The organism is Campylobacter concisus ATCC 51562, from assembly GCF_000466745.1.
Lineage (GTDB): Bacteria > Campylobacterota > Campylobacteria > Campylobacterales > Campylobacteraceae > Campylobacter_A > Campylobacter_A concisus_B.
In genome coordinates this window covers 58,459-78,224 of sequence record NZ_ANNI01000008.1, presented here as the reverse complement: position 1 = coordinate 78,224, position 19,766 = coordinate 58,459, and the positions used below count along the sequence as shown (strand labels likewise).

Sequence of the window (19,766 nt, the reverse complement as noted above, 5' to 3'; positions counted from 1 at the left end):
TATTAATTTTCAAAATTTATATTTATTTAAAAAATTCTTATCAAAAGCATATAAATTCCAGTCGAAACGACTATGCTAAGAAGGGCATTTTTAAATTTCAAATGCACCAAAACAGCCGTAAAAACTGCCACTATCTCGCTTAAGCCATATGGAAACTCGCTAAATTTCGTGTCTTTTAGCCCGTAGCAGACCAAAACGACCATTATCATCATTCCCATATGCTTCTCAATGGCGTCTAAATAAGAGTTTGGCTTATAGTTTCTTAGCGCATAAAACGGTGTCGCCCTCGTTATAAAAGTAGCCAAGGCGCTTAAAAGCACCACCACAAAAAGCACCATCTCACTTGAGCTTACACTTATCAAATTTTATCCTTAAACAAAAGCAAAAATACAAAACAAAGCGCCATCGAGCCAACAAGCACAAATTTAGCTGGAAAGAGGCTCACTCCAAGCACTCCAAAAAAGACTGCCGCAAAGAGCACGCGGTAGTTTTTATCATTTTTAAACATCTCAATGACGACTACTGTAAAAAGCGCTGTTAAGCTAAACTCAAGTCCCCTTGTATCAGCCTTGATGAAGTCACCAAGTATCGCACCAAGTAGCGTCCCGGCCGCCCAGTAAGACCAAGAAAGTAAATTTAGCCAGGTAAAGACAAAACTTCGATCACTTGCATCTTTTAGCCCTAAATTTTTAAATATCGCAAAGGTCTCATCTGTTAGCAAAGCGATGTTTAAAAGCCTAAATTTGATCCCACTATACTCTTTTAAAAGTGAAATTCCATAAAAAGTATGACGTAAATTTACTAGATAGCTCACGATAAAGACCTCAACATAGCTCGTGCCAGCGCTAAAAAGCGAGAGCATCATAAACTGTGCCGCGCCGCCGTAGGCAAGAGTGCTAAGTGCCACAGCGATAAATGCGCTAACTCCCATGCTTTTTGCCAGTATCCCAAAGGCGACACCAAGCGGAAAATAGCCCATAAAGATAGGGATGGATAGTTTAAAAACGTAGTTAAATGTCAAATTTTTACCTTCATAAAAAGCCGAAATGTTAGCAAAATTTGAAAAATTTAGAGTAAAAATGGAGCTAATTTTATAAAATGATAGAAATTTTTGGAGTTAAAAGATGAAAAAGATAATTTTAATTTTATTTTGTGTTCTTTTCTCTTGGGGTAAAAATTTTGATACGACTAAGCTTGAAAGTGAGTGCGTTTTAAATAACGTAGAAAGCTGCACCGATCTTATATATATCTACCTTGACAAAAATGAGCGCGATAAAATGGCAGCTATGGCAAACAAGGCCTGTGAGCTAGGCAATCCACATAGCTGTCTATTTTTAGGAAATACATATCTACAAAGAGACACCCTAGCACAAGAAAAAGAAGAAGGGCTTAAGCTTTATAATAAGGCTTGCGAACTAAAAAATGCATTTGCTTGCTACACCCTTGCACTTATCTACGAAACCGGAGATACTGGTATACCAAAAGATAAAAATAGAGCAAAAAACTACTACAAAAAAGCCTGCGAGCTTGATTTGGAAGAAGCATGCAGTAGCTTAAAAATTTCTCAGTAACTTTCATTCTTGCTCCTAAAAACAGAAATTTTAGACGAGATGTGCCAAATTTTAATTTTGCCCAAATTAATGAGTCTATTTTATCGAGTCCTTGCCTTTTGGCGTTTTGTTTAAAAAGCAAAATACCTCAAGCATGAAAGAAAGTAGTATAAGCCCAACGATAGCTAGAGTCGCGTTCATACTACCTACCTTTTAAGTCCATTTACTATTTCAAGCATCGAATCACTCGTAGTTATCGCCTTTGAGTTTGCCTCGTATGCGCGCTGACCAGTGATAAGATCAGTCATCTCTTCAACCAACTGGACGTTACTCATCTCGACAAATCCTTGTCTGATCGTACCAAGTCCGTCAAGTCCCGCAACGCCTACCACAACATTACCGCTAGCGCTTGTTTCTAGGTAGTTGTTGTCGCCCATTGAGTGAAGGCCGGCTGGGTTTATGAAATTTGCTAGCTCGATCTGACCTATCTGAGCCATCTCTCTCTCACCTGCTTGGAGCACTGATACGGTGCCATCTGTGCCGATAGAAATTTGCGTCGCATTTGCAGGGACTGTGATCTGAGGGATGAGTTGATAGCCATCGCTATTTACAATAGTGCCGTTTGCATCAAGCTTAAATGCGCCATTTCTAGTATAGGCTGTTGTGCCATCAGGCAGCTGAATCTGAAAAAATCCATTGCCCGCTATTACCATATCTAGGTTGTTGCTGGTCTCTTTGAAATAGCCCTGAGAGAAAATTTTATTTATCGCCGTTGGACGCACGCCAAGACCCACTTCAATGCCTGTTGGGCTTGTGGTAGTCTGGCTTGTAGCCGTACCTGCGTACTCCATAACTTGATACATAAGATCAGCAAATTCAGCCCTATTTTTCTTATATCCATAAGTATTTACGTTTGCGATGTTGTGTGAGGTTACGTCTATCTGCGTCTGCTGAGCTATCATGCCAGTGGCCGCAGTGTAAAGTGATCTCATCATAGTTTTATCCTTTTATTAAGCTTTTAGAGCTAGTTTTTGAACAGCATCTTGGTTAAGATCGTTCATGTGGCTTGTCATAACCTTTTGATACATATCAACTAAGCGCTGGGTTTCTATTAGACCAACCATTTCTAAAACTGGGTTTACGTTTGACATCTGAGCATATCCTTGCATCACACTATCAGCTTCTTCAAGCTCTGTGATGTCATCAAAATTTCTACTCTCAAAAAGGTTATCTCCAACCTTTTTGAGATCTCTTATCTCCCTTGGCTGAGCGATAAAAAATTTAGAAAATTGATTGTTATTTGAGTATAAATTTCCATTTTTATCAGCAGTTAGCACCTCGCCTTGTGGCACTTGGATGCCTCTTTGTCCAGGGTTTTGCGCCTCGTAACCACTTGGCAGCACCTTATAGCCCTCTTTTGTGACGATGTAGCCGTCGCCGTCAAGGCTAAAAGAGCCGTTTTTGCTAAGCTTTACACCATTTGGGGTATCAACTAAGAAAAACGCGTCATCTCTTTTTATCGCAAAGTCAAGCGTGTTTGAGCTGTATTTAAAGCCACCGGCACTAAAGTCGGTGTATTCTTCGCTCACTTGTGGTACGCGATCAAGCGTTCTATTTAAAAATTTAGCTCCATCTTTTGTGTGATTTTTAAGCGGAAGCTCATCTTGTGTTTCTTTAAAAATTCTCGCAAAGTCACCGATAACTACATCATTTCGCTTATAGCCGATCGTATTTACATTTGCAAGGTTGTTTGAGATTACATTTAGTCTGTTAAACTGCGCTACCATGCCAGCAGTGGCTTGATAATAACCATTTTGCATGCATTTTCCTAAAATTAATTATTGTCACGATTTTTAAAGCAATAGCTGTTCCAAAATTTTAATTTTTTAACTATTAAATATTTCATAAAGTTTAATGAATAATTTATTTATTTAATGTTAAGATTCGCGACTTCAATATAGATAATGACTATTAAAAACAATAAAAATACAAAAAAGGATACATATTATTATGAAAAAGACTTCACTAGTTGTTTTGCTTTGTGCTGGCTTAAATTTGTTGGCCCAAGAAAGTGAGAATATAAAAGAAGTTGAACTTGGCGGAGTAGAGGTAACTGCAGAAGAAGAAAACGTAAAGAATAAAAAGATTAGTGAAGTAAAAAAGACGGCAAGTGATCTTACGAAACAACAAGTAAGCGATACTAGAGATATGGTGCGCTATGATACTGGTGTCAGCGTAGTTGAGACTGGTCGCTTTGGCTCTAGCGGATATGCTATAAGAGGCGTTGATGAAAACCGCGTAGCTATCAGTATCGATGGACTTAATCAAGCTGAAACACTTTCATCACAGGGCTTTAAGGATCTCTTTGAAGGATATGGAAATTTTAACAACACAAGAAATGGTGTCGAGATAGAAAATATCCAACAAGTAAATATTACAAAAGGTGCAGATAGCATAAAAACTGGCTCAGGCGCACTTGGTGGCTCCGTGATGTTTGAAACAAAGGACGCTAGAGATTATCTTACAGAAAAAGACTGGTTTTACGGCTTTAAAGCACAAAAATCCTCAGCAAATGACGAAAGTCTTTTTTCTCACACCATGGCTGCACGTGCGAAGTGGTTTGACATACTCTTTATCACTACAAAAAGAGATGGTCATGAGATGAAAAACTGGGGATACAAAACATACGATGATAGCGTACTAGGCAAAGAGAGAGAAAAGCCAGATCCTTACTCCATAAAAACAGATAGTAGACTGTTTAAATTTGGCGTAAATTTTAATGAGACTAATCGCTTTAGCGTAGGTATTGACAGAAGCACAAAAGAGACAATGGGAACTGACTGGTCGTATAAATTTGCTCTTTTTCAAAGTGGTAATACAAATGACATAGTCTATAGCACCGACACAAGGCACGTAAATGACAAAAATAAGCGCGAAAATATCTTTTACACATACGAAAACTACGATGAAAATCCACTTTGGGATAGCATGAAGCTAACCTACTCAAAACAAAAGATCCAGCTAAAAGCAAGGACTGATGAGTACTGCGATAAAAACGACTGTCAGGGCCTGCTAAATCCATCAGGATTAAAGTTAAATAACGAAGGTAAACTGGTGGATAAATATGGTGGTGAGCTAAGCACTAAAACAATACAAAAAGAATTCTATCCTGGAGCTAATTTTTTTTATGATGAAAATATAGTAGTTGATAGTCATGGAGACGAGGTAAAAGATACTTTTTATGAAGGTATATCAAACAAACCATCTCTTTTATCTGGAGCATCTAATATTTATGTTGATTGTAACCAATACGACTGCTCAAAACCACTAACTCTTTTTGATAAAAATACCTATACATACAAAACTTATAATCTAACTCCAAAAGATATGCCAGATGGAAATGGAAAATATGCAGAGATTACCCCAAAAACCCCAGGAGGGGAGGAACTATTTTTGCCAAGAGCTCCAGGATACATTGAAAATAACTGGAAAGATAGGGATCTAAATACCGATACAAAACAGCTAAATTTAGATGCGACAAAGGAATTTAGTCTATTTAAAATGGATCACGCCTTAAAATACGGTGGGCTTTATAACCAAACAGATAAAAGTATGACAAATAGACAAGGATACGAAGCATACAACAAAGCATGGTGGGCAAAATACTTTTTTGGCAAGGCTGATGCAAGCAAGGGAGCCGCTATACTTGGCGACTGGAAACCAAATAAGTGTATGCCATATAAAGGAAACGAATTTACAACACTTTGTAGCCATGAAGATGATACGTTTAGCTTCTTAATACCAGTTGAGACGAAGACAAAGGCATTTTATCTAGGTGATGATATATCTTTGACTGAAATTTTAAGCGTTGATTTAAACTATAGATTTGACAAAATAACACACAATCCAAGCTATATACCAGGCAAAACACCAAAGCTACCAACTGATCTTTTTGCTGGTGTTTTTATACCTTTTACCATACCGCCTGGCACTAATAAAGAAGAAGCAAAAAGGATAAAAACCAAAAATGCCGAAGAAAATGCACTATACCTAGCAAGTCAAAAGAGGGATTTTACACATCATTCATATTCACTTGCGACAAATTTTGATCCATTTGATCACGTAAGACTTCAGGCAAAATACGCAAATGGCTTTAGAGCCCCAACATCTGATGAAATTTATTTTACATTTCAACATCCTGATTTTACGATATTTCCAAATTTAGCCCTTCAGCCCGAGATCGCAATGACAAAAGAATTTGCCCTAACTCTTCATAACTCACCTAGCTTTTTTACAATAAATCTCTTTCAAACTGATTATAAAAATTTCATCGATCTAAAGTACATCGGTCGTGGCACGTTAACATACGGAAATGCCGGTAGTAGAATGCCAGTAGAAATGTACCAAAATGTAAATAGAGCAAGGGCTCGCGTAAGAGGTGTTGAGCTAAGTGCGAATCTAGACCTAGAGCAAGCTTATAGTGGGCTAAGTGGCTTTAATGTCGGCTATAAATACCTATATCAAAAAGGTAGAATGTCGGTAGATGAGAGCGGCAAGCTAGACGCTCCAATGAATGCCATTCAGCCAGCAAAATTTGTTTATAACGTCGGATATCACACAAGAAATAATAAATTTGGAGCAAATCTATATATGACACACGTAAAAGCAAAACGTCCAGAAGATACTTACAATATCTATGCCAAAGACGATCCAGATGCAAAAAATACGTATGTTAGATATGTCAGTAATACATACAGTCTATTTGATTTTGTAGCATTTTACAGACCGATGAAAAATTTCACATTTACGGCAGGTGTGTATAACATCACAGATAAAAAATATACAAGCTGGGATAGTGCAAGAAGTATAAGGACTTTTGGCACAAATAATATGGTAAATAAAGAAACTGGCAGGGGCCTTGCTAGATTTTACTCACCTGGTAGAAATTTCAAGCTAACATTTGAAATGACGTTTTAATAATTTTATAGCTACCGCAATTTTAGACTTTTGCGGTAGCTTTGTATAGATAAAATTTCACTGTTTTGATGCACTTTTTTAAAAATTTGGGTATAATCCACTTTCTTTTAAACAACACTTAAATCACAATTAGACGATTCGAAAGGAAATTTATGAGCGCCGCAAAAGACTCTTTTTCTCAGATAGAAGAGCTTTTCGCTGAAAATGCAAAAGGCTTTTTGACATACGAAAAATTAGTAAAATTATTAGACAAAGCTCCGACTGCTACGATAGTAAAAAAGATAGAACAACTAGCAAAAACAAACAAAGTCCAGCTCATCACATCTGCTGAGGCCGCAAAGCTTAGAAATTTAGCCGATGCTAAAAAACGCCAAGAAAATGCTCAAAAAAGTGATCAAGATATCGACGAGGATCTCGATCTTTCAGGCGAAAGTGACCTTTTAGAGTGGTCAAGATCAGATAGTCCTGTAAGGATGTATCTAAGAGAAATGGGTCAGATCGCGCTTCTTACAAAAGATGAAGAGGTAGAGATCAGCAAAAGAATCGAGCTTGGCGAAGATATCATTATCGATGCATTTTGTTCGGTGCCATTTTTGATTGACTTCATACTTGACTATAAAGAGCCACTCATCAATAGAGAGCGCCGTGTAAAAGAGCTTTTTAAGAGCTTTGAAGACGAGAGTGAAAACGAAGAGAATGAAGATAGCGAAGACGATATAGATGAAGAAGATGAAGAGAACGAAGAAAATGAAGCTCCTAAAAAATCAGCCAAAAACGATAAACGTGCTGAAAAAGTTATAGAGAGTTTCAAGGCCCTTGAAAAGGCAAAAAAAGAGTGGCTAAAGACTGCAAATAAACAAGATAAAGTAGAAAGCGATGACACGGCTTCAAAGATGACTCTTGCATTTAAAAAGAAAATTTTAAAAGAGAAGCTAATGGATCTTGGCCCAACAAGCAAGTTAATTAGCGAGATCGTAAAATCAATGGAGACAGCGCTAAAAAGCGACGATGAATTTGACAGAGAGCTAAAACGCTTGGAGTATCGCTTACCAATGTTTAGCGACGAGCTTAAAAAAAATCACAAAAGCATACTAAAGGATATCATCAAGCTAAGCAAAGAAGAGATCGCAGCTCGCGTGCCAGAAGCTACGATGGTCTCAACTTATGTCGAGATCAAAAAGCTATTTACTACAAAAGAGGCAAGCAAGCAAGGCTTTGATCTTGAGCCAACAAGGCTAAAAGAAATTTTAGAGCAGATCAAACGCGGAAAGAAAATTTCTGACGAGGCAAAAGCTAGAATGGCTAAGTCAAACCTCCGTCTAGTTGTAAGTATCGCTAAACGCTATACAAACAGGGGCTTGCCATTTTTAGATCTCATCCAAGAGGGCAACATCGGCCTTATGAAGGCGGTTGATAAATTTGAATACAGAAAAGGTTATAAATTTTCAACCTACGCCACATGGTGGATCCGCCAGGCTATTTCGCGTGCGATCGCCGATCAGGCAAGGACGATTAGGATACCTATCCATATGATAGAGACGATAAATCGTATCAACAAAATAAACCGCAAATACCTCCAAGAAGAGGGAAAAGAGCCTGATGTAAGCGTTATCGCAAAAGAGGTTGGGCTAAGTGTTGATAAGGTAAAACAAGTCATCAAGATCACAAAAGAGCCGATCAGTCTTGAAGCTCCTATCGCAAACGAAGAGGACGGAAAATTTGGAGATTTTGTAGAGGATAAAAGCTCACTTTCTCCAATTGAGCAAATTTTAAAAAGTGACCTCAGAGAGCAGATAGATGATGTGCTTTCACAGCTAAATGAGCGGGAAAAAGCGGTTATTTCGATGAGATTTGGTCTGCTTGAAGATGAGAGCGACCGTACACTTGAAGAGATCGGTAAGGCACTAAATGTCACTCGTGAGCGTGTCCGCCAAATAGAAAGCTCAGCTATCAAAAAACTAAAACACCCAAAAGTTGGTAGAAAACTCAAAAACTACATCGAGGGCTAAAGTCTTAATCTAGCTCAAATTTCCCACAAATTTGAGCTAGAACATAAAATCAAAAATTTATACTCACATTAAAGCAAATATCTCCCACATAAATTTTAGTTGCAAAAGCAACAAAGCTAAAATCTACAAAGCTAGTTAACTTTTAGAGCATATTGTTGCAGTAAATTTTAGTTTCCTATTCACTAGCGAGAATGGATTATCATCTCATAATCATATTACACTCACTAATGAAAATAAAATTTGCAAGATCATTAAAATTTTAAAGTAAAAATAGACACAAAATGAGTTTAAATTTTAACTCCTCTAAACGCTTTCTTTGCGGCCTCTACATCAGCCTCATCTGGGTGCGTTTTGGCTCGCTCCCATCGCTCTAGTCGCTCAGGCGTTAGAGCAAATCTCGGATCATCAGGCATAGCTTTACCAAGTTTTTTTAGTTGCTCTATTACTTCAGGAGCAATCGCACCTTGACATATAAACGTGCGCAAAATTTCATTGCCATTTTGCACAAATAGCTCTTTACCTTGATCTATCGCCTGCGTGGCATGCGCACTTGGCACATCAGCACCAAGGGTTATAAAAAAGCCTACTTTTTTATTTTTTACACTTTGAGAGATAAATTTTTTAAATTCCTTCTCCGGTGAGCCCTGATCTATATAGTATCCAAGCGCGATAAAGTCAAACTCGCTCAAATTTATCTTGCCCGCATTGGCAAAATTTATCGCCTCACAGCTAAGCTCACCAGCAATAGCCTCTGCTATCTTTTTTGTATTTCCACTTTTTGATGTATATATCACAATACTTTTCATAAAAACTCCTTCTTAGAAATTTCCATCACTGCATTTGCGATAGAATTTCCCCAAAATACGCCATCTTTTGTAAAATTTAAAGAGTCGTTTTCGATTTTTAGATATCCACTTTCCTCACATTTTTTAAAAAGATCCATAAGCTCATTAGCACACGTCTGGCTCACAAATTTAAAAACACGCTCAAGGCTTATTTGTGGATACTGAAAAAGATTTACAAATCTATCAAACTCCATCTGCCTAGCAGTCATGCGACCCATAACTTTCATCTTTTGACTCATATTATAGATGCCAAACTCCCCTAGCCTGCCGCCAGCTCCTTTTCCAAGAGGCAAGACATCAGCACCCACGTGAGATAGTCTTATATATTTATATTGGTCCCTACCCTTTTTGGCCACCTTTGTATACTCTAAAATTTCATAGTCGCCTTGACTTAAAATTTCGTCTAAAAATGCGTGGTGCAAGCTCTTATCCACTTCCACGTCATAGTAATCCTCGCTTATGGTCTTGCTAAGCACTGAGCCATCTAAAAACTGAAGCGAATAAAAACTCGCACTATCAATGCCAAGCTCACGCACTAGCTTAGCATCTCTTACTACCTCATCGATGCTTTCATTAGGATAGTTATATATAATATCAGCACAAAGCATTCCACTAAATTTCTCACGCAGATCACGTAGATGTTTTACGGCTCCATCTGAACTATGTGTGCGATTTAGCAGCTTTCTGCCAGCCTCACTAAATGTTTGCACGCCGATACTGTATCGATTTACGCCAAGCTTGTTTAAAAGGCGAAGCTTGCTTATATTTAGGTTATGAAGCGTACTTTCTAGGCTAAATTCACACTCGGGCAGGATATTAAAACTACCCTTAAGTGCGTTTATCACCTGCTCTAAGTGTCTCTCTTTTAATATCGTTGGGGTGCCGCCACCAAAATATACACTACCTATTTTCTTGCTTTTTAAGTAGTTCGTGGCGGAGTATTTTTCTATCTCGCTTAGTAGAAATTTTGTATACTCATCAAGCTCATCTTCGAGCTTTGTCCTATTCATCGAGCAAAACGAGCAAATGTTATCACAAAACGGCACATGAATATAGATCACTCCTTCATTTTCATCTGGTGCACTCTCTAAAAATTCCCATAGCTCATCTTCACTCACCATATCAGGTCTTTTTGAAGGAGCTACGCTATGTCCTTTTATACGTTTGTTAAACATTTATACTCACTTATTAAGCATGTTAAATAGCTCATTTGCGGCCTCATTTATGCGAGGCGTACCGCGCAAGACAAGATTTGATGGGACGTTTAAAATTTTAGAGTTCTTGGCTGCACTAGTTGCTTTTAGTACTGGATTCTGCGATAAAAAATCACTGCCATCTTTCATACCTACAACTATTATGAAGTCTGGATTTTGCGCTAGGATAAACTCATTTTGGACAATAGGCATCGCTCCAGCCAGCCCACCTGCTACGTTTTTCATACCAAATTTAGTAAACATATCCCCAGGTAAGCTAGCATCGTTAAAAGCAACTAGTGGGGTAGCTGCATAAACGCCTAAAATTTTCTTACCGCTTAAATTTGAGTTTTGAAATTTTAAAAAGTCCTGCTTTATCTTAGCCGCAAGCTCGCCAGCACGCTCTTTTTTGCCTGTGATATCGCCCATTTTTTCTATATTTTTACAAATATCATCTACACTATTTGCCTGCATTGTAAGTGTATTTATACCAAATTTAGCAAGGTCGGCATTTACACCATCAGAGTGAAAGCTAGTAACTACAAGATCAGGCTTTAGCTCGACTATACGCTCTAAATTTGGCTTTGTATAAGTGCCAACGCTCTTTAGCTTTTCAGTCTTATCCTCAGGCCAAATCTTGCCAAACTCAAGAGTAGAAATAGCTACGATCTGATCTTCAGCCTCCAACATATACATCATCTCAACCACTGCAGGATCGAGCACAACGATATTTTTAGCACTTAGGCTAACACCGCCAAAACCGAGCAAAAACGCAAAAACTAAAAATAATTTTTTCATGAAATCTCCTTTAAAATTATCATTTTGGTAAAACAAATGGCATATCATTTTTATATATGATATCTGCCTTAAGGCCGTAAATTTCATCTAAAATTTCTGGATTATAAAGCTCTCTAACACTCCCTTTATGAGCTATCACACCATCTTTTAGCATTAAAATTTCATCGCATATCAGTGAGGCTAAATTTAGATCATGAAGCACCGCTATGGTGACTAAATTTAGCTCACGAGTAAGATGCGAGCAAAGCTTTAATACCTCTATAGCGTGGCTTAGATCAAGGGCTGATGTAGGTTCATCAAGCAGTAAAACTTTAGGCTCGCTAACTATTGCACGAGCAAGCAAAGCTCTAGCAAATTCGCCACCACTTAGTGAGTTTGCCACTCGGTCTTTAAATTTAGCCAGTCCAAAAGTCTGCAAAGCCTCATCAACTAGAGCAATATCGTGAGAGCTATAACCACTAAAAGAGCTTTTTAGATGAGCATATCTACCCATCAAAACAAGCTCAAAAACACTTAATGGCATCGTAAGTGCACTTTTTTGAGGTACAAAACTAGTCGTTCTTGCAAGCTCCTTTGTGTTGTAGCTTTGTACATCTTTTTCTAAAATTTTGACACTTCCAGCGCTTGGAGAAAGCAAATTTAAGATACATTTTAAAAGTGTTGATTTGCCACATCCATTAGATCCCAAAAGACCTATAAATTTTCCACTTTTGGCAGTAAAGCTTATATTTTTTAGCACACTTGTTTGCGCATATGAAAAGCTTAAGTTTGACACTTCTACGCTCAATGCACACTCCTTTTTAGATAAAGTGCTAAAAATAGAAAAAATGGCGCTCCAAAAAATGCACTAATAACGCCAACTGGCACTTCAACCGGACTTAAAACACTCTTTCCCACCACGTCACAAGCTAGTAAAAACGCTCCTCCTCCAAGAGTAGAAAGTGGTAACAAAATGGCATTGTTTGAAGTATTTAAAAGCATTCTAAAAGAGTGTGGAATGATAAGTCCAACAAAGCCTATCATACCGGTAAATGCGACTGAAAAAGCAACCGTGAGCGAAGCTATGACAAGCAGACGCTTTTTAAGTGCATCAACATCTATACCAAGGCTTTTTGCCTCGTCTTCCCCGCTTAAAAGTATCGTTAACTCAAAGCGTTTTAGATAAAAATATATCATGCAAAAGATAAGTGGAACAGCGATAATGCCGACCTTTTGCCATGAAGCAGAACCTAAATAACCCATCATCCATGCCACTATCTTAAAGCTATCCTCACCGATAAGATATGTCGCAAAACTCGTAAATGCTCCTAGAAATGATGAAAAAGCGATACCAATTATAAGAAGTGTAGCAATAGAGCGACTACGGTTGTAAACTCCAAAAATAGCAAGTGTAAGCAAGCTCGAAGACAAAAAAGCAAAGATCCCATAATAAATTTCAGATAAGCCAAGAAGATATGCCACTACTGCTCCAAATGTAGCAGATGCGGCTATGCCGATGATATATGGGTCTGCAAGCGGATTTAAAAAGACGCTTTGCGTTACAACACCCGAGCTAGCCAAAAGCATACCTATAAGCAGAGCCATTACAAGCCTTGGTAGTCTAATATCAAACAAGATGGTCTCTTTCATCTCGTCTATTTTGTTATTAAATATAAAATTTAAAATCTCACTCATGCTTATGTCAGAACCGCCTATACTAAGCGAGATAAAAGAGAGCAAAAAAATAAGCATAATAAGCAAAATGGCAAGCTTGGTACTACCCTGCATAAATTTCCTTTTAATACAAATAGCTAAAGACAACAAAAAAGCATAAAAATAAGCAGAAAATATAATTTTAAATAAAAGATATAAATTTTCTAAAATATTATTTTTAACTCGTAATTTTAAAAAAATAAGCTTAATTCTCGCTTTAAAAATATTAATGATAATTTTAATCAATTTTAAGTTTTCTTTAGTATGATTTTGCGATTTTTAATTTTATTTTTATAAGGAGAACAGTTTTGAAACAAAGAGCATTAAACCACATGAATAAGGATCATTTGGATATAGTGATCGAGTTTTGTAAGAAATTTAGCGGCGTAGCTGAGCCTACAAATGTCAAAATGACTGATATAAACGAAGATGGCATGGAAATAACATGTGATCAGGCAAAAACATTTGTACCATTTTTAAGCAAAGCAGGCGGAGATGGTTTTAGAGAGTCGATCATCGAGCTTTATATGAGCATCAAGGGCGATACAAACAGCTCTAGTGTGCAAGGCGGAATGATGAAATTTATAAATAGCTTTAAGACTGTTGTGATCTCAAGCGTTCTTGACGGACAAGCGGTTTCGTCGTATTCACCTTTCATAAAAGAAAACGATGAGTTTTATATCTGCATATCATCAGTAGCAGATCACTACCACTCAATAAAACAAAACCCGGATAAAATTTCACTCCTTTTTATTCAGGATGAAAAAGACGCAAAAAGTCTATTTGCTCGTGTAAGAGTAAGCTTTGAAGCTAAAGCTGAGTTTATGAGCGACAGTGCAAGAGATGAATTTATATCAAAATTTGAGAGTGCCTTTGCAAATGAATCAGCACTTGCATTTATTAAAGAGATGAAAGACTTCTATATAGTAAAACTTACCCCAACAAAAGGTAGATATGTAAAAGGCTTTGGCGCAGCATATGACACAGTAGGACTCCAAGTTGTCGATAGTGGTAGAGTAAACAACCCTCACACTAAAAAATAGTCACTTTTGTAAGACCGTTTGGTCTTACAAATTTATACCTCATAAAATTTATTTTTTGCGTTGCTGTAAAATTTTAAAAGATACAAGCCGTGATATTTTTGCTTGTTATCATAAAAATGGTTTGGGTTTGCCTGAACTCGAGAAAATCTAGCATCAAAATTCCTTAATGTACCTATATATACAATCTAAACCATAAATTTATGTCATCCAAATAAGATAGGATCATTATAAAAAATTTATTAGAAACTAAAAAAGAATTTACCGGTGCAAGACCGGTAAAAATTTATTCAGCTAGAAGTTTATCTAGTTTTGCGGCCAAGCTCGTAGTATCATGAGCTTTAGCTAAGCTCGCAGCATGAAGTTTTAAATTTGCTTGTAAATTTTCTTCCAAGCTCTTTGCGATGTCGCTACTATCAAGGTTCTCTACACTATTAGCATTCGCCACACTTCTTGCGGCTAGAGCATTTATACCTCTAAATACAGCATTTTGTGTTGATCCGATCTCTGAGCGAAGTGAATTTATATTTTTTAAAATTTCGCCTGTATTTGAGCCGTCATCTTTTACATTTAAAAGAGCGTTTGTGCCTAAATTTATATTTTTTGTACTCTCGCCTGTAAAAAATCCAAGCTCAGCATCAAATACATTTTTGCCATTAAATTTAGCCTCTTTTACACTATCATTCATAGCATTTCTTAGTGCGTTGATTTCGCTCTTTATGCCTTTTTGTTCATTTGCTGAGAGAGTAGGATTTGTAAGCTTACTTGAAAGCTCGCCTATTCTATCTGTACTTTTACTCAAATTTAAAAGCGTTGAGTCAGCGATTTGAAGCATACCGATCATATCGTTTGCATTTGCCAAACCTTTGTTCAAGACATTTGTTTGCGAAAGCAAACTCTCTGCGATTTGCAAATTTGCACCTGATGCTTTGATCTCGCTGTTTGCAGAGATAGCATTTAGCGCTTTCTTCTCGCTATTTTTTGCCTGATCTAAATAATAGTTTCCTGAAGCCTGGTTTGTAGTATAAGTTCCTAACTTCATAACAACTCCTTTTTAATAATTCGCTATGGATTCTACTATAAATTCTATAAAAAGTTGCAAAATCTCTATAAAATCCATTTTTCTTTACTCTTCTAGTCTCACCGCAACTGATTTTTTATGAGCGGTTAGTCCTTCAGCTTCAGCTAGCTGCATGCACGATTTGCCAAGATGCATGATACCTTTTTTACTTACTGAAATGATCGAACTTCGCTTCATGAAATTTTCAACTCCAAGTGGCGAGTAAAATCTCGCGCTTCCACCAGTTGGCAATGTGTGATTTGGTCCAGCGATATAATCTCCCATCGCTTCAGGTGTAAAATGTCCAAAAAATATAGCACCCGCGTGAGTCACATCATCTATATAACTTAAAGCATCGTTTGTAGCAATCTCTAGGTGCTCAACAGCAAGCTCATTCATGAGAGTAAAACACTCTTTTAAATCTTTTGCCACTATTATTGCAGCTTTATTTCTTATGCTTGCACTTGCGATTGGCTCACGTTTTAGTGTCTTTAGCTCATCTTCAATGTGTCTTTGCACAGCCCTTGCGAAAGCTTCCACTGGCGTTATCAAAAAGGCACTTGCGATCTCGTCGTGCTCAGCTTGAGAGAGCATATCGATAGCTATGTGGCGAGGATCGGCACTATCATCAGCGATGACGCCTATCTCGCTTGGACCAGCGATCATATCAATATTTACGTCGCCATAAACTAGCTTTTTAGCAGTCGCTACGTAGATATTGCCAGGTCCTGTGATGACATCGACCTTTGGCACCGTTTCGGTTCCGTATGCCATCGCTGCGATCGCGCTTGCGCCGCCTATTTTAAAGGCTGTCTTTATGCCACAAAGATGCATTGCCGCAAGAAGCAAGGTATTTACCTTGCCATTTGGCGCTGGGGTGCAAACTACGATCTCTTTTACTCCAGCTACGATCGCTGGGATCGCGTTCATAAGAAGCGAGCTAGGATAAGCCGCCTTGCCACCTGGGATATAAAGGCCAGCGCGGTCAACCGCTGTGTATTTTGCGCCTAGCAAGATGTCGTGTTCATCTTTATATGTCCAGTCGCTTGGTTTTGTGCGCTCATGATAGCTTTTTATCCTATCGTGAGCTAAATTTAAAGCTACTCTCAAAGCATTATCTAGTGAATTATAGGCAGCCTCCATCTCTTTTACGTCGATTATTATGTCGTTTTTACTTGTGACATTAAATTTATCAAATTTACTTATCTGCGCAAAAAGTGCACTATCGCCATCTTTTCTTATCTCATCTATTATTCCAGCAACCACCGGCATTACAGCACTCATGTCATTATCACTTCGTTTAACAAGCTGTAAAAATTTACTCTCAAAATCAGCGTCACTACTATGAAAAAATTTCATTTATGCTCCTTTAATTTTAATTTTCTCTCGTATCTTTGTCTTTGTGTAATGTTACCTAAAATTCCGCCCTGGTGGATATATAAAATTTCAGCTCCAAGCTTATCTAAATTTGCAAAAAGCGTGATAAAGCCAACAGGGTCATACACTAGGTCAAATTCCACGCCACTTTTGCAAGCCTCTAGCCAAATTTCATAAAGCTCTTGGTATAAATTCCCAAAATGATACTTCTTTGGCGGATTTAAAATTTGCACTTTGCTATCTTTATCTAGCTCATAAATTTGCTTTTTTAGATAGTCACTGTCCCCCACGCAAGGGGCTGTAAAAACTCTAAGATCGGTATGTTTTGCTAGGTAGCATGCGCTTGTGCCAGTGCCTGAGGGCAAGAAGATATCAGGCCTTATGCCACTTTTTTTGCTCCACTCATTTATCTCATTTGCTTGTGTGATAAAGCCAAACTCGGCTTCACTTTGCGCTACGCCCTCGTTTATAAAAAGCGCGTTTTGGCTCTTTGCTAGTTCCTTAGCAAATTTCTCACGCTGCTCTTTTACAAAAATTTCCATACCATTTTCAAGTGCAAATTTGAAATTTCCAACCGGATCTTGCTCTAAATTTGAGCTTAGATGAGAGACGACGTAGTAAAATTTAAGCCCTTTTAGCTTAGCAAAAAGGCTTAGGCTATACATCGCATTTGACTGGCTTGAGCCGTGAGATACGATGGCTTTGATGGCGCTAAGATCAGCGTTTAAAAAATACTCTAGCTTTCTTGCTTTATTGCCGTTAAACTCGCCTAGCAGATCATCTCTTAAAAGCCAAAATTCTCGCCCTCTTAAGCAAATTTTATCAATCACCCTTAAACTCCAAAAATTTCTCTATCTCGTTGATAGCCTCTTTGTTTGAGAGTGAAAATTTGATCTCGATACGCCTTGAAGCGTCCTTGTCCTCGGCTCCGTCTTTAAAAACTAGCTCGTTGTAGCTTCGCCCGCTTGCGACAAGTAGCTTTCTAAGGCGAGTATCACCACTAAATGAATTTATAAATTCCATCACCGCATAAGCTCTTTTTTGTGAAAGCTCTAGGTTATAAATATAGCTTCCGTCGCTATCTGTAAAACCTTCGATTATGATTTGATCAATATTTGACGCGATATCCTTATCATTTAAAAGCACGTCAAAATACTTACCAAGTGTCGCCTTTAGCTCCTCTTTTACCTCTTCTTTTAAGACCGCACTTCCTTTATCAAAAAGTACTGAGGAGCTAAGCTTTAGCGCGCCTGAGTTTGGATCGATCTCAATACTTGATCCCAATCTATCTTTTAAGGCTGAAATCACTTTTACTCTGATACCGGTTAAATTTTTCACTCTGTCACGAGTGACGTTTAAGTCCCTTAAAAGCTCGTCATATCTAGCCTCTCTTTGGCTCACTTGCTCAAGCAAAAAGGCGATCTTGGCTAAATTTTTCTCACTGCTTTCGTTTGCGTCACTAAGCGCTCTATCTTTTGATGAAATTTCATCATTTAGCACGATCATCTTTTGATTTAGATCAAAAATGCTAGCGTTTAGCTCTTTTATGCTCGCATTTGCATCCTTGTTTTGCTCTATAAGCTGGGCCAGTTTTTCTTTTAGGGCATCTATTTGGATGACAAAAATTTCATTTGACTTTTTTAAATTTATGTTTTCGTCACTTATCTTTGAAAGCTCACTTTTTAGGGCTTCATTTAGCTCTTCAAGGGTAAAATTCTTGCCCTGGACATCTTTTAAATTTGCTAAAGCTGTGATGATGGCTTGCTCTTTATTTTCAAGAGTGTTTTGAGTTAGGACGTATTTTACGACGACAGCGCCGATTAGCAGCATAAAAACAAAGAGCAGACCCGCCATCAAGTCTGCGTACGAAACCCAAAAGCTCGATTGATCTTCGTTATTTTTGTTTATTTTCATTGCACTAGATTTTCGATTTTTTCTATTACAGAATTTGCTTCTTTATCGATCTCGTCTATGTTTTTCTTAAGCTCAGCGATCAAGCTCTCGCGTTCTTTCTCACGCTCCAAGCTCCTGCCCTCTTGCTCATATGCGGCTTTAAATATCGTAGCACTCTCAACAAGCGAGGCTCTAAATGCCTTTAGTGCGTCGTTTTGCTCTTTCATCAAAGAGAGAGAAAATTCTTTCAAAATGGCATCAAAACTCTTGATAGTCTGCTCAAATTTTAGCTGGCTCTCTTTTGTAGTGTTTAAATTTCTGCTAAAAATTTCGCCAAGCTTTGCATGCTCGGTTAAAATTTTAACCTCCATATCTTTAAAGGCATTAGAAAACGCACTAACTGCCTTTAGTATGTCGGAGTGAATCTTTACAAATTCATCTTGTTTTAGCCCAGATTCATTTAGCATTTTTAAACTTGCGCTAAGCTCTGCCTTGCTTTGATTTATGATATTTTTCTCTATTTCACAAAGCTCTTTTAGTTTGTCAAATTTTTCATTTACCTGATCGTTTAAATTTCTTAAAAATTTATCGTCAAGCGCCATTTTAAAAGCATCATTACTATCTTTAAAGTAGCTAACACTTGCTTTCATGAAATTTGCATTTAGTTCATTTTCCTGCCAGAAAAACTCACGGCTAAGCTCTTTTTGCTCGCTGTAAAATTTCTCAAATTTACTAACGCCGATCTTTTCAAAAAACATCCACCAAAGCGCTAAAAAAATACCATAGATCGATACATAAAACGCCGTAGATACGCCATTTAGTAGTATAGCGATCTCTTTTTCAAGACCATCTGTAGTATTAGAGCTAAACTCTGGCATAGAGATGGCGATGCTGATAAATGTACCCAAAATTCCAAGCATAGGAAAGACTGCTTGGCCGATGTTTGCTAGGTTGTCATTTCTAAAATTTCTTGTATAACTCTCGAAAAAATCTTCAAATTTAGCGTTTGCCTTTTTGACGCCTGAAATTTCAAAAAGATGAGCGATGATAAATTCTTTTAGCCTTATCTTGTAGTCTTTGGCATTTGCCAAGAAATTTGAGTAAGCTACCAAAGCACTGTGACGTGAAAATATAAAAGCGACAAAGAGTATAACGCCCATCATCACGATGGTGTGAAGCTTCATCTGAAAATTTATAACGCCAAGATACGCTAGTATCGCCAAGATGTAGATAGCTAAAGGGATAAAGATAACTTTAAAAAAGACAAAGAAAGAGTGAGCTTGGCGCTCTTTTGGCACGCTTAGCTCACTAAAATCATTTTGATTTTGCATA

18 protein-coding genes are annotated in these 19,766 nt (G+C 37.7%); 4 read left to right on the top strand and 14 right to left on the bottom strand.

The features are described from left to right. Positions 1 to 26: 26 nt before the first annotated feature. Complete coding sequence (locus ATCC51562_RS06880; protein ID WP_021091538.1) at positions 27 to 362, bottom strand: branched-chain amino acid transporter permease; 336 nt, start codon at positions 360 to 362, stop codon at positions 27 to 29. Then, a complete protein-coding gene (locus ATCC51562_RS06875) occupies positions 359 to 1,021 on the bottom strand; it encodes an AzlC family ABC transporter permease (protein WP_021091478.1) in 663 nt (220 codons plus the stop codon). The genes ATCC51562_RS06880 and ATCC51562_RS06875 overlap by 4 nt, the downstream gene beginning before the upstream one ends. Positions 1,022 to 1,124: 103 nt before the next feature. On the opposite strand from ATCC51562_RS06875, the gene ATCC51562_RS06870 reads away from it, so the two are divergent. Further along, a complete protein-coding gene (locus ATCC51562_RS06870) occupies positions 1,125 to 1,571 on the top strand; it encodes a tetratricopeptide repeat protein (RefSeq protein ID WP_021091521.1) in 447 nt (148 codons plus the stop codon). 185 nt (positions 1,572 to 1,756) lie between these two features. On the opposite strand, the gene flgG is transcribed toward ATCC51562_RS06870, so the two are convergent. Both flgG and ATCC51562_RS06855 read right to left on the bottom strand, forming a co-directional pair. Next, positions 1,757 to 2,545, bottom strand: coding sequence for a flagellar basal-body rod protein FlgG (flgG, locus tag ATCC51562_RS06860; protein WP_021091447.1), 789 nt, complete (start codon positions 2,543 to 2,545; stop codon positions 1,757 to 1,759). Between the two features lie 15 nt (positions 2,546 to 2,560). Further along, the gene (locus ATCC51562_RS06855) at positions 2,561 to 3,370 is read right to left on the bottom strand and encodes a flagellar hook-basal body protein (RefSeq protein WP_021091487.1); all 810 of its coding nucleotides are present in this window, start codon (positions 3,368 to 3,370) and stop codon (positions 2,561 to 2,563) included. Positions 3,371 to 3,560: 190 nt separating this feature from the next. Between ATCC51562_RS06855 and ATCC51562_RS06850 the strand changes: the two genes are divergently transcribed. Further along, positions 3,561 to 6,527, top strand: coding sequence for a TonB-dependent receptor domain-containing protein (locus ATCC51562_RS06850; RefSeq protein WP_021091450.1), 2,967 nt, complete (start codon positions 3,561 to 3,563; stop codon positions 6,525 to 6,527). A 152-nt stretch (positions 6,528 to 6,679) separates the two neighbouring features. After that, entirely contained in the window at positions 6,680 to 8,536 is a 1,857-nt protein-coding gene (gene rpoD / locus ATCC51562_RS06845) for an RNA polymerase sigma factor RpoD (protein ID WP_021091519.1), read from the top strand. Positions 8,537 to 8,823: 287 nt separating this feature from the next. On the opposite strand, the gene ATCC51562_RS06840 is transcribed toward rpoD, so the two are convergent. The 5 genes from ATCC51562_RS06840 to ATCC51562_RS06820 are packed head-to-tail and all read right to left on the bottom strand — an operon-like array spanning position 8,824 to position 13,139. Next, the gene (locus ATCC51562_RS06840; protein WP_021091498.1) at positions 8,824 to 9,342 is read right to left on the bottom strand and encodes a flavodoxin family protein; all 519 of its coding nucleotides are present in this window, start codon (positions 9,340 to 9,342) and stop codon (positions 8,824 to 8,826) included. After that, positions 9,339 to 10,556 carry a radical SAM protein gene (locus tag ATCC51562_RS06835; protein WP_021091434.1) on the bottom strand — a complete coding sequence of 406 codons (1,218 nt, stop codon included), beginning with the start codon at positions 10,554 to 10,556 and terminating at the stop codon, positions 9,339 to 9,341. Before ATCC51562_RS06835 ends, ATCC51562_RS06840 begins: the two co-directional genes overlap by 4 nt. Before the next feature lie 6 nt (positions 10,557 to 10,562). Further along, positions 10,563 to 11,372 (bottom strand): ABC transporter substrate-binding protein, encoded by an 810-nt coding sequence (locus ATCC51562_RS06830; RefSeq protein WP_021091482.1) that lies wholly within the window; start codon positions 11,370 to 11,372, stop codon positions 10,563 to 10,565. A 19-nt stretch (positions 11,373 to 11,391) separates the two neighbouring features. Continuing rightward, positions 11,392 to 12,159: an ABC transporter ATP-binding protein gene (locus ATCC51562_RS06825; protein WP_021091462.1), complete on the bottom strand. Its 768-nt coding sequence runs from the start codon at positions 12,157 to 12,159 to the stop codon at positions 11,392 to 11,394. Then, positions 12,156 to 13,139: a FecCD family ABC transporter permease gene (locus tag ATCC51562_RS06820; RefSeq protein ID WP_021091435.1), complete on the bottom strand. Its 984-nt coding sequence runs from the start codon at positions 13,137 to 13,139 to the stop codon at positions 12,156 to 12,158. The genes ATCC51562_RS06825 and ATCC51562_RS06820 overlap by 4 nt, the downstream gene beginning before the upstream one ends. A gap of 233 nt (positions 13,140 to 13,372) precedes the next feature. On the opposite strand from ATCC51562_RS06820, the gene ATCC51562_RS06815 reads away from it, so the two are divergent. Next, positions 13,373 to 14,107, top strand: a complete 735-nt coding sequence (locus ATCC51562_RS06815) for a HugZ family heme oxygenase (RefSeq protein WP_021091437.1) — start codon at positions 13,373 to 13,375, stop codon at positions 14,105 to 14,107. A 283-nt stretch (positions 14,108 to 14,390) separates the two neighbouring features. Here ATCC51562_RS06815 and ATCC51562_RS06810 read toward each other — a convergent pair whose 3' ends face one another. From ATCC51562_RS06810 to ATCC51562_RS06790, 5 genes are all read right to left on the bottom strand, one after another. Continuing rightward, entirely contained in the window at positions 14,391 to 15,146 is a 756-nt protein-coding gene (locus ATCC51562_RS06810) for a flagellin (RefSeq protein WP_021091540.1), read from the bottom strand. 84 nt (positions 15,147 to 15,230) lie between these two features. Further along, positions 15,231 to 16,523, bottom strand: a complete 1,293-nt coding sequence (gene hisD, locus ATCC51562_RS06805; RefSeq protein WP_021091427.1) for a histidinol dehydrogenase — start codon at positions 16,521 to 16,523, stop codon at positions 15,231 to 15,233. Continuing rightward, on the bottom strand, positions 16,520 to 17,371 hold the full coding sequence (locus ATCC51562_RS06800; RefSeq protein WP_021091481.1) for a pyridoxal-phosphate dependent enzyme: 852 nt from the start codon (positions 17,369 to 17,371) through the stop codon (positions 16,520 to 16,522). The genes hisD and ATCC51562_RS06800 overlap by 4 nt, the downstream gene beginning before the upstream one ends. Further along, the gene (locus ATCC51562_RS06795; protein ID WP_035167526.1) at positions 17,364 to 18,455 is read right to left on the bottom strand and encodes an OmpA family protein; all 1,092 of its coding nucleotides are present in this window, start codon (positions 18,453 to 18,455) and stop codon (positions 17,364 to 17,366) included. Before ATCC51562_RS06795 ends, ATCC51562_RS06800 begins: the two co-directional genes overlap by 8 nt. Beyond that, entirely contained in the window at positions 18,452 to 19,765 is a 1,314-nt protein-coding gene (locus tag ATCC51562_RS06790; RefSeq protein WP_021091509.1) for a MotA/TolQ/ExbB proton channel family protein, read from the bottom strand. The genes ATCC51562_RS06795 and ATCC51562_RS06790 overlap by 4 nt, the downstream gene beginning before the upstream one ends. Position 19,766 lies beyond the last annotated feature (1 nt).

Bases quoted from the DNA above. Each gene is read 5' to 3' on its own strand.
- ATCC51562_RS06820 (WP_021091435.1), bottom strand. From the start codon at position 13,139: ATGCAGGGTAGTACCAAGCTTGCCATTTTGCTTATTATGCTTATTTTT.
- hisD (WP_021091427.1), bottom strand. From the start codon at position 16,523: ATGAAATTTTTTCATAGTAGTGACGCTGATTTTGAGAGTAAATTTTTA.
- ATCC51562_RS06840 (WP_021091498.1), bottom strand. From the start codon at position 9,342: ATGAAAAGTATTGTGATATATACATCAAAAAGTGGAAATACAAAAAAG.
- ATCC51562_RS06795 (WP_035167526.1), bottom strand. From the start codon at position 18,455: ATGAAAATAAACAAAAATAACGAAGATCAATCGAGCTTTTGGGTTTCG.
- rpoD (WP_021091519.1), top strand. From the start codon at position 6,680: ATGAGCGCCGCAAAAGACTCTTTTTCTCAGATAGAAGAGCTTTTCGCT.
- ATCC51562_RS06810 (WP_021091540.1), bottom strand. From the start codon at position 15,146: ATGAAGTTAGGAACTTATACTACAAACCAGGCTTCAGGAAACTATTAT.
- ATCC51562_RS06830 (WP_021091482.1), bottom strand. From the start codon at position 11,372: ATGAAAAAATTATTTTTAGTTTTTGCGTTTTTGCTCGGTTTTGGCGGT.
- ATCC51562_RS06790 (WP_021091509.1), bottom strand. From the start codon at position 19,765: ATGCAAAATCAAAATGATTTTAGTGAGCTAAGCGTGCCAAAAGAGCGC.
- flgG (WP_021091447.1), bottom strand. From the start codon at position 2,545: ATGATGAGATCACTTTACACTGCGGCCACTGGCATGATAGCTCAGCAG.
- ATCC51562_RS06835 (WP_021091434.1), bottom strand. From the start codon at position 10,556: ATGTTTAACAAACGTATAAAAGGACATAGCGTAGCTCCTTCAAAAAGA.
- ATCC51562_RS06870 (WP_021091521.1), top strand. From the start codon at position 1,125: ATGAAAAAGATAATTTTAATTTTATTTTGTGTTCTTTTCTCTTGGGGT.
- ATCC51562_RS06855 (WP_021091487.1), bottom strand. From the start codon at position 3,370: ATGCAAAATGGTTATTATCAAGCCACTGCTGGCATGGTAGCGCAGTTT.
- ATCC51562_RS06850 (WP_021091450.1), top strand. From the start codon at position 3,561: ATGAAAAAGACTTCACTAGTTGTTTTGCTTTGTGCTGGCTTAAATTTG.